The sequence below is a fragment of the Streptomyces phyllanthi genome (assembly GCF_009377205.1).
Taxonomy (GTDB): domain Bacteria; phylum Actinomycetota; class Actinomycetes; order Streptomycetales; family Streptomycetaceae; genus Streptomyces; species Streptomyces phyllanthi.
Map to the genome: position 1 here is coordinate 1 of NZ_VJZE01000116.1, position 22,075 is coordinate 22,075.

Annotated in this window: 16 protein-coding genes and 2 pseudogenes; 6 read left to right on the forward strand and 12 right to left on the reverse strand. The window is 70.4% G+C overall.

Annotated elements, in window-relative coordinates; genetic code table 11:
• Positions 1-1,184 (forward strand): PP2C family protein-serine/threonine phosphatase (locus FNH04_RS18380; protein WP_152785571.1); only part of this gene is annotated, 1,184 nt, incomplete at its 5' end.
• Positions 1,185-1,211: 27 nt separating this feature from the next.
• On the opposite strand, the gene FNH04_RS18385 is transcribed toward FNH04_RS18380, so the two are convergent.
• Positions 1,212-2,711: a DNA-binding protein NsdB gene (locus tag FNH04_RS18385; RefSeq protein ID WP_322723258.1), complete on the reverse strand. Its 1,500-nt coding sequence runs from the start codon at positions 2,709-2,711 to the stop codon at positions 1,212-1,214.
• Positions 2,712-2,945: 234 nt separating this feature from the next.
• Between FNH04_RS18385 and FNH04_RS18390 the strand changes: the two genes are divergently transcribed.
• Both FNH04_RS18390 and FNH04_RS18395 read left to right on the forward strand, forming a co-directional pair.
• On the forward strand, positions 2,946-4,085 hold the full coding sequence (locus tag FNH04_RS18390) for an aminoglycoside phosphotransferase family protein (protein ID WP_152785573.1): 1,140 nt from the start codon (positions 2,946-2,948) through the stop codon (positions 4,083-4,085).
• Positions 4,086-4,362: 277 nt separating this feature from the next.
• On the forward strand, positions 4,363-6,342 hold the full coding sequence (locus FNH04_RS18395; RefSeq protein ID WP_152785575.1) for an N-acetylmuramoyl-L-alanine amidase: 1,980 nt from the start codon (positions 4,363-4,365) through the stop codon (positions 6,340-6,342).
• 873 nt (positions 6,343-7,215) lie between these two features.
• Here FNH04_RS18395 and FNH04_RS18405 read toward each other — a convergent pair.
• Entirely contained in the window at positions 7,216-8,388 is a 1,173-nt protein-coding gene (locus FNH04_RS18405; protein WP_152785577.1) for a hypothetical protein, read from the reverse strand.
• A gap of 500 nt (positions 8,389-8,888) precedes the next feature.
• Here FNH04_RS18405 and FNH04_RS18410 point away from each other — a divergent pair, with 500 nt between their 5' ends.
• Both FNH04_RS18410 and FNH04_RS18415 read left to right on the forward strand, forming a co-directional pair.
• Positions 8,889-9,329, forward strand: coding sequence for a ribosomal maturation YjgA family protein (locus FNH04_RS18410; RefSeq protein ID WP_386574427.1), 441 nt, complete (start codon positions 8,889-8,891; stop codon positions 9,327-9,329).
• Between the two features lie 131 nt (positions 9,330-9,460).
• Entirely contained in the window at positions 9,461-10,315 is an 855-nt protein-coding gene (locus FNH04_RS18415; RefSeq protein WP_322723259.1) for a class I SAM-dependent methyltransferase, read from the forward strand.
• Between the two features lie 121 nt (positions 10,316-10,436).
• Here FNH04_RS18415 and FNH04_RS47695 read toward each other — a convergent pair.
• From FNH04_RS47695 to FNH04_RS18465, 10 genes and pseudogenes are all read right to left on the reverse strand, one after another.
• Positions 10,437-10,568 (reverse strand): annotated as a pseudogene (locus FNH04_RS47695) (RacP protein); the annotation flags it as partial.
• Between the two features lie 2 nt (positions 10,569-10,570).
• A pseudogene (locus FNH04_RS18425) lies at positions 10,571-11,176 on the reverse strand (DUF6192 family protein); the annotation flags it as partial.
• 31 nt (positions 11,177-11,207) lie between these two features.
• Positions 11,208-13,571 carry a glycoside hydrolase family 95 protein gene (locus FNH04_RS18430; RefSeq protein WP_152785579.1) on the reverse strand — a complete coding sequence of 788 codons (2,364 nt, stop codon included), beginning with the start codon at positions 13,569-13,571 and terminating at the stop codon, positions 11,208-11,210.
• 123 nt (positions 13,572-13,694) lie between these two features.
• Positions 13,695-14,192, reverse strand: coding sequence for a hypothetical protein (locus FNH04_RS18435; protein ID WP_152785581.1), 498 nt, complete (start codon positions 14,190-14,192; stop codon positions 13,695-13,697).
• Between the two features lie 144 nt (positions 14,193-14,336).
• A complete protein-coding gene (locus FNH04_RS18440) occupies positions 14,337-15,206 on the reverse strand; it encodes a DUF4394 domain-containing protein (protein ID WP_194236726.1) in 870 nt (289 codons plus the stop codon).
• Between the two features lie 201 nt (positions 15,207-15,407).
• Positions 15,408-15,635 (reverse strand): DUF397 domain-containing protein, encoded by a 228-nt coding sequence (locus FNH04_RS18445; RefSeq protein WP_152785596.1) that lies wholly within the window; start codon positions 15,633-15,635, stop codon positions 15,408-15,410.
• Between the two features lie 97 nt (positions 15,636-15,732).
• Positions 15,733-16,899, reverse strand: coding sequence for a thiolase domain-containing protein (locus FNH04_RS18450; RefSeq protein ID WP_152785583.1), 1,167 nt, complete (start codon positions 16,897-16,899; stop codon positions 15,733-15,735).
• A gap of 5 nt (positions 16,900-16,904) precedes the next feature.
• Positions 16,905-17,984 (reverse strand): thiolase domain-containing protein, encoded by a 1,080-nt coding sequence (locus FNH04_RS18455; RefSeq protein ID WP_322723261.1) that lies wholly within the window; start codon positions 17,982-17,984, stop codon positions 16,905-16,907.
• Positions 17,981-18,925 carry a Zn-ribbon domain-containing OB-fold protein gene (locus FNH04_RS18460; protein WP_322723262.1) on the reverse strand — a complete coding sequence of 315 codons (945 nt, stop codon included), beginning with the start codon at positions 18,923-18,925 and terminating at the stop codon, positions 17,981-17,983. The genes FNH04_RS18455 and FNH04_RS18460 overlap by 4 nt, the downstream gene beginning before the upstream one ends.
• 127 nt (positions 18,926-19,052) lie before the next feature.
• Positions 19,053-19,865, reverse strand: coding sequence for a crotonase/enoyl-CoA hydratase family protein (locus tag FNH04_RS18465; protein ID WP_152785586.1), 813 nt, complete (start codon positions 19,863-19,865; stop codon positions 19,053-19,055).
• A 195-nt stretch (positions 19,866-20,060) separates the two neighbouring features.
• Between FNH04_RS18465 and FNH04_RS18470 the strand changes: the two genes are divergently transcribed.
• A complete protein-coding gene (locus FNH04_RS18470) occupies positions 20,061-21,680 on the forward strand; it encodes an acyl-CoA synthetase (protein ID WP_322723263.1) in 1,620 nt (539 codons plus the stop codon).
• Positions 21,681-22,075 lie beyond the last annotated feature (395 nt).

A 22,075-nucleotide genomic window follows, 5' to 3' on the forward strand; every position in this document is an offset into this window, starting at 1 on the left:
CCCCCGTACCGGACACGTCCCCCCGGCCGGCCGAACGGCCCGCACCCCGGCACGACTCGCTCCTCAGCCGGGTCGGCAGCGCCGAGTGGAACCTGCTGACGGACGAGGCGAGTTGGTCCGGGGAGCTGTACCGGATCCTCGGGCGCGACCCCGCCGCTCCGCCGCTCACCCTCGACGAACTGCCGTCCCTGGTCCTGGACGAGGACCGGCCGAAGCTGACCGCCATGGTCACGGACTGCCTGGTCGACGCGAAGCGTATCGACGGCGAGTTCCGGATCGTGCGTGTGGACGGCACCGTGCGGACCGTGCACATGATGGGCGAGCCCGTGCTCGACGCCGACGGCTGCACCGCCTCGATGTGGGCCGTGCTGCGGGACGTCAGCGAACTGCGGCGCTGTCGGCGGACGGTGAGCGAGACCCGTGACTCGCTGCGACGTCAGCGGCAGATCGACCGGACCGAGCACCGGCTCGCGGTCGAGCTGCGGGAAGCCGTGCTGCCGCCGTGGCGCGGCTCCCTGCGGCTCCCGCGCCAGGGCCCTCACACCCTCGATCTGGCCGCCCACCATCTGCCGTCCTCGACCAGTGCCCTGATCGGCGGCGACTGGTACGACGCGCTCGAACTACCCGGGGGGCAGGCGCTGTTGAGCGTCGGCGACCTCACCGGGCACGGGGTCACCGTAGCCTCCGGCATGGCGATGCTGATCGGCGCCCTGCGCGGCATGGCCGTGACGGGCACCGAGCCGGACCGCATCATGGCCTGGCTCAACCAGTTGCTCGACGCCACCGTCCAGCCGGCCCTCGGCAGCGCCGTCTGCTGCCGCTACCGGCCTCAGACCCGTACCCTCACCTGGGCACAGGCAGGACACCCCGCCCCGCTGCTGTTCCGCGACGGGACGGGGTGCGTACTGACAGCCCCGGACGGCGTGCTGCTCGGGGCGACCTCGGGGGCCGCCTACGGGCAGGCCGAAGTGGCCCTGGAACAGGGCGACCTGCTGCTCCTCCACACCGACGGACTGGTCCCCCGGCGCGGGGGCGCCGCGGGCGCCCAGCGGCTGCTCGGCCTGGCCCCGAGGTTCGACGGGGCCCGCACGGCCCAGGACTGTGTACGGACGGTGGTCGAGGAGTTCGGCGAGACCGAGCGCGAGGACGACGCCTGCGTGCTCGTGGCCCGGGTCGTCTCCTGAGAACCGCCCCTTGTCCCACGGGCCCCCTCACGCCCGTGCGCTGGTGCCGCCCTTGGACTTGAGCAAGTCCTTGGGGAGGGCGACCTTGATCTCCTCACGCAGGTCCTGGATCTTCGGATAGCTGGAGTACTGCCCGGTGAGCCGGTACATCTCGCGCAGCCGGTCCCAGGTGCGGTGGGAGGAGTTGGTCCCCATCGACGTCAGGGCCAGGCGGGCGTAGGTGTCCGCCTGGTCGGGGTCGTCGGCGATGAAACAGGCCGACGCCAGCGAGATGTGGTCGAAGATCTTCGACCGGTCGTGGCCCTCCGAGCGCAGCTCGAGCGCCTGCTTGGCGTGGCGCTGCGCGATGGCCGCCGCACCCGGCTCGTGCTCGGCGAGCGTGCGGTACGCGAGGGCCTGCATACCGTGCAGGTCGGCCTCGTCGAACATCTGCATCCAGCTCGGCGGCGGCACGTCCCCCTTGTCGGAGACGAACAGTTCCTCCGCCTCGCCGAGGGTGCGCCGCATGGCCTGGCCCTTGCCCAGGGACGCCTGGGCCCAGGCCTCGATGGTGCAGAGCATGGCCCTGGTGCGCGGAAGTACCTCCTCGCCGGAGCCGGTCTTGGCGAGCTTCATGAGGTCGAGTGCGTCGTCCGGCCGGCCCAGGTGGACCATCTGGCGGGCCGCCCGGGAGAGAGCCTCTCCCGCGCGGGGCCGGTCACCGCTCTGACGCGCGGCGTGGGCGGCGATGACGAAGTACTTCTGCGCCGTGGGCTCCAGGCCGATGTCGTGCGACATCCAGCCCGCGAGGACGGCGAGGTTGGCGGCGACGCCCCACAGGCGTCGCTGGATATGGTCGGGGTGGCGGTAGGAGAGCATGCCTCCCACCTCGTTGAGCTGCCCCACGACGGCCTTGCGCTGGAGCCCGCCGCCGCGGGCCGCGTCCCAGGCCCGGAACACCTCGACGGAGCGCTCCAGTTCCTCGATTTCCTGGGATCCGATGGGGGCCGCCTCGTAGCGGTCGAACCCGGCCGGGTCGGCGTGCAGGGGGTCGTCGATTCTGGGAGAGTCGGCCGCGAGGGCCGGATCGGTGTGGAGCCAGTCGTGCATGGCGCTGCTGAGTGCGGATCCTGCTGCGAGCGCGGCGCCCGCGCCCACCAAACCGCGTCGGTTGAGCATGAGGTCCATTCCCGTGAATTCGGTGAGGACCGCGGCGATCCGTTCGGGCGCCCACGGCACTCCGTCGGGATGCTCAGCATTCCCGCCGCCCTGCCGTCTCCCTGGACGCCCGTGCCGGACCAGACCGAGGTCCTCGATGGTCACGACACGGCCGAGACGCTCGGTGAACAGAACCGCCAGCACCCGCGGCACCGGGTCGCGCGGGATCTCTCCCGTGTCGATCCACCGCCGCACCCGCGAGGTGTCGGTCGCCAGCTGTGGGTGGCCCATGGCCGCCGCCTGCCGGTTGACCAGCCTCGCGAGCTCGCCCTTCGACCAGCCGGCCAGGCCGAACAGGTCCGCCAGACGGGTGTTGGGTTGTCCGCTCACGTCAAGCCCCCAGGTACTCGGCTGAGTTGACAGTAGCCCTCTGTCAGTTGCTCCGGGACTATTCGCCAGGGTTCGCCAGGCCACGCCAGATGGTGTGCCACCGGGCATCGGGTGTCAGGTAGGAACGCGCCACCCCGACCCGGTCGCCCGAAGGACATTCCCCAGGGTGCACGAGGGCGACCGAGCCGGGCAGCGCGACGAACTGCAGGCACACGAAGGGATCTGTCTCGCCTCATGTACGCAGCATCGTCCTCCGTGTCCGCCCCGCCCCGGTCGTTGCGTCCCCGCCCGGGAGGCGGCGGCTCCTATCTCGACCCCGGGCGCCCGGCGGGCCCCGCGCTCGGCACCGGCCGGACGCGGCGCGTGCCGGGTCTCGGTACCCAACCCCTCAGCGGAAGACTCGACCTGTCCGGCCCCCAGGGAGCCCAGCTGCGCACGGCGATCGCTTCGGTGCACCGCATCTGTCCGGAGTTCGCTCCGGTGCAGGTGCTGCGCCGAAGCGGGCGCTCGGTGCTCCTCGTCGGTACGACCGGACGCAGCACGGCCGTCGCGAAGTGCTTACTGGACCAGTCCCCCATCTGGGCCGAGCGGATCCGGCACGAGATAGCCGCGTACCGCTCGTTCGTGCGCCACCGGCCCCCGGTGCGGGTGCCCCGGCTGATCGCGGCGGATCCGGACAACTGCACGCTGGTGATCGAGCGGATGCCGGGCAGGGTGGCCGCTCTTCAGCGCCATCCGACGGAGGCGCCGCCGCGTGCGGACATCCGGACGGCGCTGGGAGCGATCTGCCGCATCAACGCGTGGCGGCCACCGGCGGGCACGTTCGAGGCCCCGCTGAACTACGCGGAGCGGATCTCGCGCTTCCACGAGCTGGGCCTGCTCACGGACCGGGACATGGGCGACCTCCAGAAGCTCCTGCACGGCATCGCCCACACGGCCGGCCGCCAGAGCATGGGCCAGTTCTGTCACGGTGACGCCCTGCTGTCGAACCTCCTGCTCTCACCGGCCGGTCCAGTGCTGGTGGACTGGGAGCACGCGGGCTGGTATCTGCCGGGCTACGACCTGGCGACGCTGTGGGCGGTGCTCGGGGACGCACCGGTCGCGCGCCGCCAGATCAGCCAGATCGCCCAGTCCGCGGGTCCCGCGTCGCGCGACGCGTTCCTGGTGAACCTGATGATCGTGCTCACCCGGGAGATCCGTACCTACGAGACGGCCATACAGCGTTCGATGCGCGACGCGACCCCGGCGGCACCGGGACCGGCCCACCCGGGTGCTGCGCCGTCCGGCGAGGAACAGCGGCTGCTGCTGAGGCGGCTGCACGACGACTGCCAGCTTGCCCGTAAGGCCGTTCGAGCGGCGGTCGGCACTCGCTGACGGGGGATGTCGGTCCGCGGTACGCCTGGGACGCCGGCGCACCGCGGGCCTTCATCATGTCCGGGACCCGCCTCGCCCCGTCCGAGCACCCGCCGCGAGGCCTCGCGGCTCCGATCGGCAGAGGAAATACCCTTCCGCTGGGCGCGATTGACGGATCGTCGGCCAGCCGATAGCACTGACCCACGCCCGGAGCCGGCACAGATCTGTGCGCCCGGAGTCGACCGAGGTGTATCGGCTGCACACCCCCCGTCACGCTGGACCGTCCCAGGAGGCCGTTTTGCGAGGATCCCCCACCGACCGCGGGCCCGCCGCCGGACGCAGACGCGTCAGGAGGACGGCCCTGCCCGCCGCCTCTGCCGTGCTGCTCCTGCCGCTGCTCGGCGCCGCCCCGTCCGACGGCACCGCGCAGGCCTCCTCCGGGCGGCTGCAGAGTGCCTTCGCGTCCGCAGCCGCCGAGTACGGTGTTCCGCAGAGCGTCCTGCTCGGCATGTCGTATCTCCAGGCCCGCTGGGACACGCACGGCGGGGCGCCCAGTGTGTCGGGCGGCTACGGGCCGATGCACCTGACGGACGCGCGCACGGCCCTCGCCGAGGCCCCGCACCACAGCGAGGGCGCGGAGGACCCCCGTGGCGACGGCTCCCGCGCGACCCTGCTGCCCGAGGCGGACCTCCCGGAGGAGTCCGAACTCCCGGCGCGTCTGCGGACCCTGACGAAGGCCGCCGAGCTGACCGGCCTCCCGGCGGAGGAGCTGCGTACGGACGCGGCGGCCAACGTGGCGGGCGGCGCCGCGCTCCTCGCCGCCGAACAGAAGGCCCTCGGCGAGCCGCCGAGCGACGACCCGGCCGACTGGTACGGGGCGGTCGCGCGGTTCTCGGGCGCCGACGACAGGGGGACCGCGGCGGCGTATGCCAACGATGTCTTCAGGGTGATCCGTGAGGGCGAACAGCGCACCACGGACGCCGGCCAGCGCGTGACGCTTCCCGCCCACCCCGGCATCGGCCCCGACACCGGGCAACTCGCGCGGACCGGGCTGCGCACGGCGGACGAGGACGGCGTGGAATGCCCGAAGACGGTGTCCTGCGAGTGGATCCCGGCACCTTACGAGGAGTTCGGCGACGGCGACTACGGCAACCACGACCTGAGCGACCGGCCGGTGTCCCAGAGCATCGAGTACATCGTCGTCCACGACACCGAGGCCACCTGGGACACCACGCTCAAGCTGGTCCAGGACCCGGCCTATGTGTCCTGGCACTACTCCCTGCGCTCGACCGACGGTCATATCGCCCAGCATGTGAAGAACAAAAACGTGGGCTGGCACGCGGGCAACTGGTACGTCAACGCCAAGTCGATCGGCCTGGAGCACGAGGGCTTCCTCGCCTCCCCGGACGCCTGGTACACGGAAGCGATGTACCGGACGTCGGCTCGCCTGGTGAGGTACCTCGCGAAGAAGTACCGCGTCCCGCTGGACCGGCAGCACATCCTGGGCCACGACACCGTGCCCGGCCCGACCGGTGCGACCATCCCCGGTATGCACACCGACCCGGGCCCGTACTGGGACTGGCAGCACTACTTCACCCTGCTGGGTGCGCCGTTCAGGCAGACGGCGGGCCCGAAGGGCGGCCTGGTGACCATCGCCCCCGACTTCACGCGGAACCGGCCCGGGTTCACGGGCTGCGTCAAGCAGGGTGAGCCGTGCGCGGTCCACGGTTCCAGTGCCGTACGCCTCTACTCCCGGCCCGACGAGACCTCGCCCCTGATCCAGGACATCGGGCTGCGGCCGAACGGCGGTGCCTCGACCATCGACGTGAACGACGTGGGCTCGCGCGTGTCCACCGGCCAGCAGTACGCGGTGGCCGGCCGCGACGGCGACTGGACGGCGATCTGGTACCTGGGCCAGAAGGCATGGTTCAGCAACCCGAAGGACCAGCCGACGGCCCTGGGCGCCTCCGGGCTCGTCGTGACACCGAAGGAGGGCCTCTCCGAGATCCCGGTGTACGGCCGCGCGTACCCGGAGAAGGAGGCCTATCCCGAGGGTGTCCCGGTCCAGTCGGTGTCTCCGCTGCCGTACAGACTGCCGGCGGGCCAGCGGTACGCGGTCGGTGACAAGGTGCCCGGCGAGTACTTTTACGCGCCGACCTTCGACACCGCTCCGCACCGGGTGGTGATCGGCGAGGACCAGTACTACGAGATCCAGTTCGGCCACCGGGTGGCGTTCGTGCGGGCCGCCGATGTGCGGGTGCTGCCGTCGGCCGCCTGACTTGAGTTCTGACCTCGGACCCGGCCCAGGTGTTCGTTCTCAGTGCATTGCTCCCACTGAGCGCCCGTTTCTGAACCGGCTTGCTGTGCCGTTGAGCAGGTCCAGGCTGATCGAGTGGCCGGGGTCAGCGGGCCGCTGAGCAGCGGCGTTGTCCCGGGTGCGGTGTCCTACTGAGGTCGGATGCCGCACCCCTTGCTGTGTACTGCTCGGGGGTGTGTCGTTCCAGGCAGTGGCGCCGGATACAGCGGTTACGGCGACGCGTGGCGGCACTGGAGCACGGTGAGGGCCGACGGGTCTGCCCGGAGTGCGGGGTGGTCTGGGTCGCTGGGGTGGATCACCGCGGCGACGCGGTGTACTGCTCGCCCGGCTGCCGGAAGAGGGCTTGGCGCCATCGAGATAACCCTTCCCCCAGGCGTCCGGCTGACGCTGAGCGAACGGTCAACGGACCCCGATTCACGCATAGTTCACCCATTTTCCCCCATGTCCTGTCTCGCGTGACGCTGCCGTTGCCTCACAGGATCTTGGTGGATTCGGGTCTGGTCTCGGCTGATGCTGCCGGTGAAGGGCAGGCCAGCGATCTGACGTCTCAGTTGATGTTGCCGGTCGGATCTGTTCGCCTCGGCAGGTACTGCTTCGGATCTTGCCGCGTCTCAGCGGGTGCCCCATCTCACATAAGTCGGGCAGTCTCAGTCATCTCAGGGCAACTGGGCAGGCTTCTCAGTCTGGGCACACGGACTCGGAGGTCAAGCAGCCGATCCCAGCCTTCGACAGGGGTGGGATCGGCTGCTTCAGCCCGGGGCCCGGTACCGGTGGCACCGCGACGGCCCCACGTCCTCGTGCCCAGCACGGGGACGCGGCGACCGGGCGGCGCGATCAGCGATCGTGGAGAAGGGCGACCGCTTCGGCGAAGTCGGCATGCGCGGGTTCGAAGGATCGTGCCGCGACGAGGAACATCGACCGGTCGGTGAGGGCGCGGGCGAGGCGTGCGGGGTTGTCGGGCAGGCGGCGGGCGAGCGTCACACCCTCGTCGAAGTATGGCGTGAACCGCTCCTCGAACAGGTAGGGGCGGTCGCCTTCGCGGACGGCCGCGCGGATGCCGATCCTGCGTTGGACGTCGACCAGCTCGGGCAGCCGGTCGGCCTCGCGCAGTCTCGCCGCCTCCGCTTCGAGGCCGGGCAGCATGCCGAGAAAACCGTCCCGCACGTCGCGCGACCATCCGAGCTCCGTGCCGAACGGCGGCATCGGGGACTCGGGGCTCGCGGCGGGTTCGGCCGCCCGTCCCGACAGGACGAAGAGCGTCCTCCACCATCCGAGGATGCAACTCCAGTTCTTCGGCTCGCCCGTGGTCGCGAGCTCCTCCAGGACACTCAGGGCCTCACACCGGGCAGCCGCGGCGCCCGCCCCATCCCCGCCGATCTCCCGCATCCGGGAGAAGTGCACCAACTCCCAAGTGAGTATCGCCAGAGCGGTGCGCTGTTCGGCTGCCTCGCGCCGGGTCTCCTCAAGGAGCTCGCGGAAGACGGTCGATGCGGCGTCGTGCAGCCCGGCGCCCTCCAGGTTCGCCGCCCACCGCACCATGTTCCAGAAGGAGTGCTCCGGGATTCCGTTCCGGGCGGCCTCTTCGTCGAGCTCCGCGGCCTCCCTGAAGCGCCCCTCCTCGGCCAGAACGCTCGCCAGGGGCTCGCTTCGGCCGGCCTCGGCCAGCTCCTCACAGATCGCGCGTCCTTCCGCCCTGCGCCCGAGGGCGAACAAGGAAGCCTGGTAGGCGTCCAAGGCTCGGCGCAACCGCTCCGCCCGGTTCGGCGCCCCGGCCTCTATCCTGCGAGCGGCCCGGGAAGCCTCGGCGGCCAGCGCGACGTCCACCTTCGGATCCCGGCTCTCGTGGCGCAGCGCGAGCAGGGCGTCGACCAACTTCGGCACGTACGCCTTCGGACTCACCTCGGCCAGAACCCGGTACGCGCCGACCAGTTCGGCCCGACTCGGCCGGCCGGACCCCAGCAGCAGCACGCGGGCCCGAAGCACCGCGTCGTGATCGATCGTCACCATTCCCCCTGTCTCCGGACGACGCACGAAGGAGATTCTGAGAGGCGGTGAACGGACCGGGCAAGCCTCGCGAACTGTGCGTTCCGTCCTACGAAAAACGGCGCTGACCTGTCATGATGGACATGCATTCGTCCTGAGTCCACGAGCGGGGGGCCGCACCGAACGCCTCCCGCACCGCACACAGCACCCCGGCTCGACCCGGCTGCCCCCTGCTGGAACTTCCGTTGCCGCCCCCCGCCTGCACTACACCCACGGGCCATCCTGAGAAGTGGCCGCGCGATGCCGGCCGCATTCCCGCCCTGGCGGGCGATCTACGGCTTCGCACGGCGCTGGGCGGCGCCGGGGATCGTCGGCGTCATCCGCAAACCAGCTCCGCCACCGCAGCGTCGGCGACCGGGTCCACGACGTGCAGCGCTACGGCAGGTGACCTGTCTCATCACCGCGGTTCAGCGACACAGCAATTCCGATCCAGCCGGCTGCTGGGCGTCGGGCAGTATGGCCCTGTGCCCCTCATCCGCGGAACCTACGGCCGTAACGTCGCCGCCGATCCCGTACGGATCCGTCTGGCGGCGGCCGGGGCCGCAGTGTTGATCGTCGGCGCGGGTCTGGGGCTCAGGGCGGCGGCAGCAGGTGACGTGGCCAAGTATGGTGGAGACGCGCTGTACACCGTTCTGCTTCATGCTCTGGTTGTTCTGGTGGCGCCAAGGGTGGTGCCGCTGACGGCCGCCGGAAGCGCGCTGGCAGTCAGTTGGGTGGTCGAGCTCCTTCAGCTCAGTGACGTACCGGCGGAGCTCTCCCGGCACAGCACCGTCGCCCGCATCGTGCTCGGTTCCACCTTCAATCCACCCGACTTGTTCTGGTACGTCGTCGGCGCGGCGGCGGGCTGGCTCGCCCATACCGCGATGGGCTCCTGCGCATCGCGCCGTCGAACGGGACGAGGCTGACGCCACCTATGCGTGTTTCTGATCTGCTCAGGCTGCGGCATCACAGGATGCCCGGGAAGTCGGAGGCGCCGCTGCCTGCGCGTCTCGTACCATCGGCCCACACCGACCCGTCGAGTATCACCAAGGACTTTGTGAATCACTCCGATCTCCGCGCCAAGGCCCCCTCGCTCGCGGCCGGCATGGCCGCTGCCGATCACAGCCCGGACGTCCAGCTGTCCCAGACTCGCCACCGCGCCGCGCTCGTGGCGAGCTGGCACATCGCGACCGGCTCAACTGTCCTCGAACTGGGCTGCGGCCAGGGCGACATGACTGCCGTCCTTGCAGAGGTGGTTGGGCCCAAAGGGCGCGTGGTGGCCGTTGATGTGGCCGAACCCTCCTATGGGGCGCCGGTCACGCTCGGAGAATCGGCAGCCCGGCTCGCGACGGGCCCCCTCGGGCCGCGCATCGAATTCCGCTTCGGCACCGACGTCCTCAACCCATCAGTCGACTTCCCCGAAAGTACCTTTGACCACGTGGTGCTCGCACATTGCTCCTGGTACTTCGCCTCGCTCGGACAACTGCGAGACACACTGGCCCGGGTACGGTCGTGGGCGCGGCGACTATGGTTCACCGAGTGGGACTTGACGCCTGTATCTGGCGACCAGCTGGCGCACCTCCTGGCCGTGCTGATCCAGGGGCAGATCGAGGCCGCAGGATCGTATGGTCAGGGCAATGTCCGCACGCCTTTCTCACGTGAGGGGCTGCTGCGGCTCCTGCCTGAAGTCGGCTGGACGGCCGACGGCAGCGAGTCGGTCGATACCGAAGAGCTTCAGGACGGCGACTGGGAAATCGCTGCTTGCCTCGATCTGGTCGGCACGGAGGAGCGTCTGGCCGCGCTGCCCGAGCCGGTGCGACACCTCGTCCTGAGCCAGGCCGACGTTCTCCGGGCCATCGCCAAGCCACGCGGCAACCGCGCGCTCGCCGCCTATTCAGTCACCGCGCGCTGACATACGGCGGGTGGTATCCGGGGGATAGCGACATCGGCGCATGACGGGGTGCCTTCGGGCGAAGCGGTGAGACTGCCCGGACGGCGGTCCCGCCGCAGGTCAGGAGCTGGCGATGAGGTCGAGGGTGGACTCGATGGAGTTGAGCCAGCTGAGGGAACTGAAGGCCCGCAGGTCTGGCCTCAAACAGCACGAAGCGCAGAGTGTCGGCGTGGCGTCTGGCGGCATCGCCCCGTCGCCGTGAGGCGCGGGGCATCCTTATTCGCCCTTGAGTAGACGGGCCAGTTCGTCGTCGACGTCGACCTTGCCGCCCGGGACGATCCGGCCGGCGGCCGCGACGAAGGGGTGGAAGGCCGTGACCAGGTCCAGGAACTCCATGCTCCGCTCGATGTGCCTTACTGCCGGAGCGACGGAGCTGGTGCGGTCGAAGTCCTCGCGTGCCTGTCGGCTGCGTTCGTTCTGAGCATGGTTGACCTGGAAGCGGGCGGTGTCGTCGCCCATCGCCTTGAACGCGACGTCCGGCCTGAGCAGCAGGCTTGTCGCGGCTGTCGCCGCGACCTTCTTGTCCCGCGTGAACTCCTCCACCGCCCGGACCTTGTTCTCCGTGGAGACTTTGGCCGCGACCTGCGGACGCTTCAGGAAATCGGTGGTCACCTTCGCGGCCACTTCCTCGTCCTGGGCCAGGTGGTGGATCGCGGTGATCTTCTCCTACGGGGTCTCCGGGCTGTCGACCGTCCACCCGACCCGCCGCTTGGCGTCGTCCGCCGTCAAGCGCGGGCGTCCCTCGGGCGGGGCTTTGACCGTCGCGAACCGCTCCTCGTCATCCTCGATCCGCGCCAGAATGCGGTGGATCGTGAACGACACACGCCTTCATACGTCTGCGGTCCCGTACTCGCTACGAGCCCCAGACGTACCGCCGTCCGGCGACGGCCTTGAACGTCTGCTCGCCGTCCCCCACCAGCGTGCTGCGCACGGTCAGTTCACGGGTCCGGGACGCGGTGAGCGTGACGCGGGTGGCCCTGCCGTCCTTCCAGTCGATGCCGACGGTGACGCCGCCGCGGGCGCGCAGGCCGCGGACCGAACCGTCGGACCAGGCGGCGGGGAGGGCCGGGAGGATCTCGATCACGTCGTACTGGCTCTGGAGGAGCATCTCGACGACTCCGGACGTGGCGCCGAAGTTGCCGTCGATCTGGAACGGCGGGTGGGTGTCCCAGAGGTTCGGCAGGGTCGAGGACTTGAGCTGTTCGCCGAGCATCTTGTGGGCGTGGTCGCCGTCGCGGAGCCGTGCCCAGAAGTTGATCTTCCATGCCTTGGACCAGCCGGTGCCGCCGTCGCCGCGCGCGGTGAGCGAGACCTTCGCCGCCTCGGCCCACTCACTGCCGGGTTCGATCTGGCGGCCGGGGTGCAGGGCGAAGAGGTGGGAGACATGGCGGTGGTCGTCGTCCGGGTCGTCCAGGTCGGCCTTCCACTCCTGGAGCTGACCCCACGATCCGATATGGAGGCCTGGGTCCAACCGGTCGAGCGTGTCGGCCAGTTGCTCACGGAAGGCGGGGCTGTCACCCAGGACCCGGGCGGCCTCCAGGGTGCTGGTGAACAGGTCGTGCACGATCTGCTGCGACATGGCCGCGCCCGCCGTGAAGTCCCCGTGCTCCGGCGAGTAGCTGGGCGTGACGACGAGGGTGCCGTCGCGGGGGTCGGTGCGCAGGTTGTCGAGCCAGAACTCGGCGGCCTCCTTCATCGCGGGGTACGCGGTGGAGCGCAGGTACGCCGTGGAGCCGCTGAACCGGTAGTGCTCGTACATCTGCTGGGTGAGCCACGCGGCCGCCTCCGGGAACCAGAAGGCGGTCGCCCAGTCGTGCACGCCGGTGAAGCCGTACGGGTTGGTCTCGTTGTGGACGACCCAGCCGCGTGTGCCGAACATCTCCTCGGCCGTACGGCGGCCGGGGGCGCGCAGGGCCTCGACGAAGCGGTCGTACGGGGCGGTCGTCTCGGCGAGGTTGGCGGCCTCGGCGGGCCAGTAGTTCATCTGGATGTTGATGTTGGTGTGGTAGTCCGCGGACCAGGGGGGCGTGGTGCTGTTGTTCCAGACGCCCTGGAGGTTGGCGGGCAGCGAGCCCGGGCGCGAGGAGGCGATGAGGAGGTAGCGGCCGTACTGGAAGTAGAGCGCCTCGAGCGCGCGGTCGGAGGGGGTCGTTCCGCCGGTGTACCCGGCCAGCAGCTCGTTCGTGGGGATGTCGGGAACGTCGCCGCGGATGTCGAGCGCGACCCTGTCGAAGAGGGCCCGGTGGTCGCGGACATGGCGCGACCGGAGCTTTTGGTACCCCTTGCGGAACGCCTCGTCGGCGGTCCTCGTCACGGTCGCCCGCGGGTCCTCGCCGCGGTAGTCCGGGTAGGTGTCGGCGTAGTCGGTGCCCGCCGCCAGGACGAACCACACGCTGTCGGCGTCGGTGACGGTGAGCGTGCCGTCGGGGTTCGCGGTGAGGGTGCCGCCCACGTGGTGGACGCGGATCCGGGCCTCGAATTTCAGGCCGTTGTCGGCGAGTTCACCGCGTACGGTGATCCGGTCGCCGGTGGCGGTCGCCGTGAAGTCGGTGCGGGGCGAGGTGTAGCGCAGGGTGGCCGTGACGCCTCCGGTGAGGCGGCCGGCGATCACACCGTCCGGGTGGGAGGCGAAGAACTCCCTCGTGTGACGTGTGTGCTGGTGCGTGTATGTCACCGTCGCGACGGCTTCGCTCAGGTCCAGGGCGCGGCGGTAGTCGTCCGGAGTGTCCGTGGGCGCGCCGGGCAGGTCGATGCGGAGGTCGCCGAACGTCTGGTGGTGGCCGTAGCCGACGCGTGCCTGCCCGAGCCGTGCGGTCACGGCGTCGGGGTCGACCTCGGTCTCGGCGTCGATGCGCTGCTGGACGGCGGTGATCGCGCCGGGGCGGGGCTCGGTCCAGTTGCCGTGGTTGTAGCCCTGGGCGGAGCCGGGGCCGCCGGTCCACAGGGTCTTCTCGTTGAACTGCAGCTGCTCGGAGGTGAGCGTGCCGAACACCGTGGCGCCGAGCGCGCCGCCCCCGATGGGCAGGGCCTCACGCTCCCAGTCGGAGGCGGGAGCGGTGTACCACAGCGTTAAGGGTGTCTGCTGGGCGGCTACGGATACATTGGACGATTCAGTGGCCTCCGCGGACTGGGCGAGGGTTACCTCGCCCAGCGTCAGGGCGCCGGCGCCACCGAACGCGCTTTTCAGAGTCGTTCTCCGGGACATCTCTCGCGACATGCTCCGGACCGTAATGGTGGGATGACTACGGTAACAAGGGGCATGACAAACCTCGCAGGGAACGACGCCTCGCCCCGTCCCTTACGTCCTGGAATCTGTCTACCGGAATCAGCCTTGCTGGAATCAGCCCTGCTGGAACAGCTCCGCGGGCAGCGGCTTCAGAAGCGCGTACAGATCGTCCGTGATGGGGCGGTCCCAGGCGGCGATGGTCACCAGGACGTTGTCGCTGCGGTCGAACTGGACGCAGGAGATCCGGCCCTCGGAGAGCTTGAGACGGCGCACGATCAGGAGGTTGTCGCCCTGCATCACCGGGATGTCCTCGGACCCGACGACGGTGATCTCCTCGTCGTTCTCCAGCGCCAGCAGCAGCTGGGCCACCTCGAAGGGGACCTCGCCCTCGGCGATGTCGCGCGCCGGGGAGCCCTCGGGGAGATTGCCGATGATCATCGCGGGGCCCCGGCCGCCGAACAGGTCGTAGCGCAGGAAGACACCCTGGCAGCTGCCGTCGGGGGCGGGCAGCAGACCCGCGCCGAGATTGCCCGGCCAGTCGCCCGGGTCCATGGCCAGTACGTCGAAGTCGGGCCCGGCGGGAGTGGCGCTGCGGCGGCGGAGGAAGGACATGCCGCAATGGTACGTGCCCGGCGGCCGAACCGGCTCGGAGGTCCGGTCCAGCCGACGGAAGAGACGGCCCCGTGCGGCACCCGCCCCCACCTCGGCACCTGGGGGGGCGGGATCTCGGGAGTCGAGGCCTCTACGGCCGATGGCTCAGGGGTTGGGGTCGAGCGCGACGGCCACGTCGGATATGGAGAAGGGGAACGTCCCGATGTAGGTCAACTCACCGGTGAACAGGTTGACCATGTTGAAACTCGCCGTGTTGTTCGACGCGGGGAAGGTGGCGAAACCCGTCACGGAGATCGTCTTGCCGGCGGATAGGTCGCTGAAGATGTCGAGGCCCGAGTTGGGAGGAGCGTCCGCGCCCAGCGAGCCGACCGGGACGAGCAGGCCGTTGGCGGGCGGTGACTGGATGAGGAGCTGGTCCGTGTTGGTGCCGACGGCGAACAGCGTGGTGTTGGTGGCACCGTTCAGGTCGTTGTTCGTGTAGGCGACGGCGCTGACACCATGGGTCGACGCACCGTCCGTGGTCAGCGGGGTCTGGGTGGTCGTCTGGCTGTTGGCGAGGTTGTGCGACAGGTTCTGGCCGGTGTCGCTGACGATCCGCAGCCGGTCGGCCGCGGGGTTGAAGTCGACACCGATGTTCGTGCCCTGCAGCGGGACACTGAGCTGGGAGACCTTGGTGAGCGTCGGTTCCGGGACCTGCGGCGGGGTCTGGACCGTGTAGATGCCACCGGCGTTGCCAACGGCGTACATCAGGCCGTTCTGCACCCGGAAGTCGATCCCCTTCACGGTTGTGTCGCCCTGAAGCCCGGTGATGATCCTGAACCAGTCGAGATTGTCGGGCCTGTCGGTGGTGAACGTGGCCATCCGCGTGCCGTCGGCCGAGATGGCGAACGCCCGCAGGCTGGGGGTCGCGGCGTAGCTGGTGCCCGGGGTCGCGCCGACCATGAGCGCCGCCACGGCGGATACGGTCGCGGCAGCCGCGGCCAGTCTCTTTCTGAGTCCGATCCTTGCTGTCATCGGTCATTCCTCCCGGAGAGCGTGTGGGGCGGTAGGAGCGTTACGGCATGAACCACTCGGCCGAACCACGGTTCGGCGGCCACAAGCTATGGGGCGGGACTGGACATCGACTGGACGGCGATTGAACGGGCCGCGTGCTGTGGCGCCCCCGGGCCGCGCATTCGGCACGCCCCGGGCCGCGTACCTCGGTCGAGGTCCGCCTCAGGTCAGGTCGAACTCTCCCTCTCGCGCGTCCGACATGAAGACCCCCCACTCGGCCGGTGTGAAGATCAGAGACGGGCTCTCGGGGCGGCCACTGTTGCGCATCGCGATGAAGCCCTCGACGAAGGCGATCTGGACGTCCCCCCGCCCTCGGCTGCTGGACCGCCACTCGGCGTTGCTGAGGTCAAGGTCCGGCTTGTGCCAACCCGCGAGCCTGTGCTGCTCCATGGTGCTCTCGGCCACGTCCGTGCTCCTCCCGGTTCGTCGTCCGCCCGCCAGACTAGCGATCGGTCACCGCCGCCAACAGGCCATGCGGCAGGGAGGTTCAGGAGGTCGGCGGCTCTGCCCCCACCAGCCACATCGAGAAGAACTGCGATCCCCCGCCATAGGCGTGCCCGAGCACCCGGCGGGCCCGGTCCACCTGGTGTTCACCCGCCTGACCGCGCACCTGGAGCGCCGCCTCCGCGAACCGGATCATCCCGGACGCGCCGATCGGGTTGGTGGAGAGCACTCCGCCCGACATGTTGACGGGCAGGTCGCCGTCGAGTTCCGTCACTCCGGACTCGGTGAGCTTCCAGCCCTCGCCCTCGTCGGCGAAGCCGAGGTTCTCCAGCCACATGGGCTCGTACCAGGAGAACGGCACGTACATCTCGACCGCGTCGATCTCGTGGCGCGGGTCGGTGATGCCCGCCTGCCGGTACACGTCGGCCGCGCAGTCCTTGCCCGCCTGGGGCGACACACAGTCCTTGCCGGCGAAGAGCGTCGGTTCGCTGCGCATCGCCCCGCCGAGCAGCCACGCGGGCGGACGCGGTGAGCGGGCCGCGCCCGCCCGGTCGGTGAGCACCATCGCGCAGGCGCCGTCCGAGGAGGGGCAGGTCTCGGAGTAGCGGATCGGGTCCCAGAGCATGGGCGATGCCTGGACCTTCTCCAGCGTGATGTCGCGTTCGTGAAGGTGGGCGTAGGGGTTCTTGAGGGCGTTGCGGCGGTCCTTGTACGCGACGAGGGAACCCACCGTGTCGGGCGCGCCGCTGCGCCGCATGTACGCGCGCACGTGCGGGGCGAAGAAACCGCCCGCGCCCGCCACCAGCGGCTGCTGGAACGGGATCGGCAGGGAGAGCCCCCACATGGCGTTCGACTCGGACTGCTTCTCGAAGGCCAGGGTCAGGACGGTGCCGTGCACGCGGGAGGCGACCAGGTTGGTGGCGACGAGCGCGGTGGACCCGCCGACGGAGCCCGCCGTGTGCACCCGCAGCATGGGCTTGCCCACCGCGCCCAGCGCGTCGGCCAGGTACAGCTCAGGCATCATGACGCCCTCGAAGAAGTCGGGCGCCTTGCCGATGACGACGGCGTCGATGTCCGCCCAGGTCAACTCGGCGTCCTCCAGGGCACGCCCGGCCGCCTCGCGCACGAGCCCCGCGATCGACACGTCCCGGCGGGCCGCCACGTGCTTGGTCTGGCCGATCCCGACGACGGCCACGGGCTCCTTGCTCATGGCGCTCACGACTCCCCTTCGAGGACGGCGACCAGGTTCTGTTGCAGGCACGGGCCCGACGTGGCGTGTGCGAGCGCGCGGTCGGACTCGCCGCGGTGGATGCGGGCGGCGGCCTCGCCGATACGGATCAGCCCCGCGGCCATCACCGGGTTGGCGGCGAGGGCTCCCCCGGAGGGGTTGACGGCGACGCCGTCGTCCAGCCGCAGCGCCTTGCGCAGGATCACCTCCTGGGAGGTGAAGGGGGCGTGCAACTCGGCGGTGTCGACGGGCCGTTCGAAGGCGCCCGCCTTCTCGGCGGCCAGCCGCGTGGACGGCGAGTCGGTCAGGTCGCGTACGCCCAGCCCGTGCGCCTCGATACGGTGGTCGATGCCCCGGATCCAGGCGGGCCGCGGGCAGAGTTCCCGGGCCCGCTCCCCCGCCGCGAGGACCACCGCGGCGGCTCCGTCGCCGATGGGCGGGCAGTCCCCCCGGCGCAACGGGCGCACCAGGTAGTCGCCGTGCGGCACCGAACCGCTCAGCTGGGCATGGGAGTTGGCGGTGGCGGAGGCCCGGCTGCGGGCGGCGACGCCGGCCAGCGCGGGCTCGTCGGTCTCCCCCGCGTCGATGAGCGCCTGTGCCTGGAGCGCTGCCAGCGCCACGGAGTCGGGCCACAGCGGCGCGACGTAGTACGGGTCGAGCTGCCGGGTCAGCACATCGCGTACGGAGCCGGGCGAGGACTTGCCGTACGAGTAGACCAGTGCCGTGTCCGCGTCTCCGGTGAGCAGCTTGGTCCAGGCCTCGTACAGCGCCCACGCGCCGTCCATCTCCACGTGGGACTCGGAGATCGGCGGCCAGGCGCCGACCCCGTCGAGGGCCATGGTGAAGGAGAAGGCGCGGCCCGCGAGGTAGTCGGAGGAGCCCGAGCAGGTGAAACCGATGTCGGCGGTCTTCAGGCCGGTGGCCTCCAGCACCTCGTGCAGGACGGGCATGAGCATCTCCACCTCGGAGAGCTCCGCGCTGGTGCGCCGGTGGTCGGTCTGGGCGAAGGCGACGACGGCGATGTCACGCGGGCCTTCGGCGCCCGCTTCTGGTGCCTCGCGTGTCACAGCAGCTCCTTGTACGTGTCGTAGTCCGCGTCGGGCTCGCCGGTGGGCCGGTAGTGGTCGGGGTAGCGGGCTCCGTCCGTCCAGACCGCTTCGACGCGCAGGCCCATGCGCACCCGGTCGTAGGGGATACCGGCGATACGGCCGTGCAGCGCGAGGTCGGCGCCGTCGAGGGCGATGTGCGCGTAGACGTACGGCACCTCGATGTCGAGGTTCCTGGCCTTGATGTTGACGATGCAGAACGTGGTGACGGTGCCGCGCGGCCCCACCTCGACCTGTTCCGCGGTGGCCACCCCGCAGGTGGGGCACGCGCCGCGCGGCGGGACGTACACCTTGCGGCAGGACGGGCAGCGTTCGCCGACGGTCCGGCGCTCGGCGAGGGCGGCTATGTAGCCGGACTGGGCGCGGCCGGGCGAGTAGGTGTAGTCGAGGCGGGCGGGGGCGACGATGCCGGTGACCAGGTCGTCGAACACCCCGTCGTGGCCGGTGGGTTCGGGCGCGCCGTCACCGTCGTACGGCTCGAAGCAGGCGATGTCCGTGATGGCGCCCACGCGCTCCCCGGCCCAGCGGACGCGGACGCGCATGCCGGTGCGTACGGCGTCGGGGCCGGGGGCGTCGAGGGCGTGCAGGAGGGCCGTGTCGGCGCCGTCGAGCTTCACCAGGACCCAGGCGAAGGGCGTGTCGAGGGGCTGGCCGCGGCGCGGGGCGTGGTTCCAGGCCCAGGTGGTGACGGTGCCGGTGGGGGCGACCTCCACGAGGTCGCGGATCTCCTCGGCGGTGACCGGGTCGTACTCGACGGGCGGGACGAGGACCCGGCCGTCACCGGCCCTCACACCGAGGACGACGCGCTCGCGCAGCCCGGTGAGGAAGGCGCTCTGGACGGGGCCGAGGGAGCGGGTGAAGGGGAACTCCACGACGAGGGGGGCTTTGAGTACTTCGGGCACGGGGACTCCTTGGGGACGGATACGGCGCGGACACGGCACTCGGTGCCCGGCGCGGTGGCGGGCTCGGGCGCGGGGCGCGTGTCCGGCACTCGGCTCGCGGCTCGCGGGCGGGGGCGCCGGTCGGCGGTCACTCGCGGCGGAACACCGGCGGGCGCTTCTCCGCGAAGGCGCGGGAGCCCTCCTTGGCGTCGGCGGTGTCGAAGATCGGCCAGCCGCGCCCCAGTTCGGCGGCGAGTCCGTCGGCCTCCGTCATCTCGGCGGTCTCGTACACGGACGCCTTGACCGCCTCGACGGCGAGCGGGCCGCAGGCATTGATCCGCTCGGCGATCTGCAGGGCTTCGGCAAGCGCCGTACCGTCCGGGACGACGTGCCCGACCAGCCCGATGCCGGCTGCCTCCGCGGCGCTGTAGGGACGGCCGGTGAGCAGCATCTCCAGGGCGTGTGTCCGGGGTATCTGGCGCTGGAGGCGGACCGTGGAGCCGCCGATGGGGAACAGTCCGCGTTTCACCTCGAAGAGGCCGAAGGTCGCGGACTCGCCCGCGACCCGGATGTCGGTGCCCTGGAGGATCTCGGTACCGCCCGCGACGCAGTACCCCTCGACTGCGGCGATCACCGGTTTGCGCGGGCGGTGGTGGCGGAGCATGGCCTTCCAGTGCAGGTCGGGGTCGGCCTTGAGCCGGTTCCGGTAGTGCTGTCCCTCCATGCCGCCCCCCGCCAGGGCCTTGAGGTCCATGCCCGCGCAGAAGGAACCGCCCTCGCCGGTCAGCACGATCGAGCGGATCGCGTCGTCCTCGTCGGCCGCGATCCAGCCGTCGTACAGGCCGACCAGCATCGGCAGTGAGAGCGCGTTCCTGGCCTCGGGCCTGTTGAGTGTGAGCACCAGTGTGGCGCCCTCGCGCCGCACGGTGAGGTGTTCGGTCCCGTGCTCCGTCCCGTCCATCGCCGTCCTCCCGTCTGTGGACCGGCCTTCCGTCTCCGGAACGAGAACAGGTTGCAGGAGGCGCCGGAGCAGTTCAAGAGTTTTCTGACAGTCAGTCAGATTTCTCTGCGCGGACCCTTCACAGTTGTGGCGGCCTTTGCTCTGATGACCGGCGAGTCGCACGGCAGCCGTGGACGTTCGGGGTGAGGAGGAGCGGTGGAGTACAACATTGCCGACCTGTTCGAGTCGGTCGTCGACGCGGTCCCGGACCGCGAGGCCCTCGTTTTCGTCGACCACCCCGGTACGGGCGCCGAGCGCCGTCTCACGTACGCGGAACTGGACGCGGCGGCGAACCGCGTCGGCCACCACCTGCTCGACGTCGGGCTGCGCCCCGGCGAGCACGTCGGACTCCACCTCTACAACTGCGTCGAGTACCTGCAGACGGCGCTGGGCTGCCTGAAGGCGCGCCTCGTCCCCGTGAACGTCAACTACCGGTACGTCGAGGAAGAGTTGGTGTACCTCTACCGGGACGCCGATCTCGCGGGCCTGGTCTTCGACGCGGAGTTCACGGACCTGGTGGCGGCGGCACTGCCGCGGGCCTCGGCGCTGCGGCATCTCGTACGCGTCGGGAAGCCCGTCGCAAACGCGTCCCCGCTGAGTGCGGTGGACTTCGCCGATGCCGAGGCCTCCGCGTCCTCCGCCCGGGGCTTCGCACCGCGCTCGGGCGACGACCAGTTCATCATCTACACCGGCGGCACTACGGGCATGCCCAAGGGCGTGATGTGGCGTCAGGAGGACCTGTTCTTCTCCGGGATGGGCGGCGGCGCGCCGACCGGTGAGCCGGTCAAGAAGCCGGAGGAGCTGGCCGAGCGGGTGGCGGCCGGCGGGGAGGGGATCACCTTCTTCCCCACGGCTCCGCTGATGCACGGCACGTCGACGCTCACGGCGTTCATCGGCTTCAACTTCGGCCAACGGGTCGTGATCCACCGGAAGTTCGTGCCGGAGGAGGTCCTGCGGACGATCGAGAAGGAGAGGGTCACCAGCATGTCGCTGGTGGGCGACGCGATGCTCCGGCCGCTGGTCGACGCCCTGGGCGGCCCCATGAAGGGTACGGACTGCTCCTCCATGTTCAGCGTGTCGTCGTCCGGCGCGATCATGTCGGACACGGTGCGGGAGCAGTTCCAGGCACTCGTCCCGAACGTCATGCTCCTCAACAACTTCGGCTCGTCGGAGTCCGGCTTCAACGGGACGGCGACGGCGGACTCTGGCCCGGGGCGCGGCTTCCGGATCCGGGTGAACTCCCGTACGCAGGTGGTGGATCCGGCCACCCATGAGCCGGTCGCGGTCGGCGAGCCCGGGCGGATCGCGCAGCGCGGACACGTACCGCTGGGCTACTACAACGACGTGCGGAAGACAGCCGAGACGTTCTTCGAGAAGGACGGCGAACGCTGGGTCCTCCTGGGCGACATGGCGACCGTCGACGAGGAGGGCGTCGTCACCGTCCTCGGCCGTGGCTCGCAGTGCATCAACACCGGGGGCGAGAAGGTGTACCCGGAGGAGGTCGAGCAGGCCCTGAAGGCCCATCCGGACGTGTACGACGCGCTGGTCGCCGGGGTGCCTGACGCCACGTGGGGCAACCATGTGGCGGCCGTCGTCCAACTGCGCGAGGGTGCGGCCCGGCTGTCCCTGGAGGACGTCCAGACACACTGCCGCACCCGGCTCGCGGGCTACAAGGTCCCCCGCCAGCTGGTCGTGACGGACGCCATCCAGCGCTCCCCCAGCGGCAAGGCGGACTACCGGTGGGCGCGGTCGGTGGCGGTGGAGGCGGATCGCTGAGCGCCTGCCACACCGGCCCCACCTAGAGTTGAACGCGTTCGGTCCGGCGCCCGAGCGGTACACGTGGACGCTGGAGCTGGACCGGCACGAGAAGGGCCTCGTCATGTTCTTCCTCTACGGGGACCCCGATTCCCGGAGCGCGTACGTGCTGGAGGCGGACCGAGCCCGTTGGCCCGTTGGCCCGTTGGCCCCTTGACCCGTTGCCCCGTCCACCGGCCACGCCTGCCGCGAATACGTATCCCGGTGCGTGGTTCTACTGATGCTGTCCCCTGCGTAGCGGTCTACGTTCGGGGTGTGTCGGTGGCGTGCGGGGCCGAGGGGACTGGGTGAAAGGCAACATCAGGGAAGTACGGGGGAGTTGGGCGGCTCTCCTGGTGGCGGGAAGTCTGCTGGTC

Coding starts and splice junctions, on each gene's coding strand:
- FNH04_RS18390 (WP_152785573.1), top strand. CDS start 2,946: ATGTACGCAGCATCGTCCTCCGTGTCCGCCCCGCCCCGGTCGTTGCGT.
- FNH04_RS18405 (WP_152785577.1), bottom strand. CDS start 8,388: ATGGTGACGATCGATCACGACGCGGTGCTTCGGGCCCGCGTGCTGCTG.
- FNH04_RS18430 (WP_152785579.1), bottom strand. CDS start 13,571: ATGTCGCGAGAGATGTCCCGGAGAACGACTCTGAAAAGCGCGTTCGGT.
- FNH04_RS18435 (WP_152785581.1), bottom strand. CDS start 14,192: ATGTCCTTCCTCCGCCGCCGCAGCGCCACTCCCGCCGGGCCCGACTTC.
- FNH04_RS18440 (WP_194236726.1), bottom strand. CDS start 15,206: ATGACAGCAAGGATCGGACTCAGAAAGAGACTGGCCGCGGCTGCCGCG.
- FNH04_RS18445 (WP_152785596.1), bottom strand. CDS start 15,635: ATGGAGCAGCACAGGCTCGCGGGTTGGCACAAGCCGGACCTTGACCTC.
- FNH04_RS18450 (WP_152785583.1), bottom strand. CDS start 16,899: ATGAGCAAGGAGCCCGTGGCCGTCGTCGGGATCGGCCAGACCAAGCAC.
- FNH04_RS18465 (WP_152785586.1), bottom strand. CDS start 19,865: ATGGACGGGACGGAGCACGGGACCGAACACCTCACCGTGCGGCGCGAG.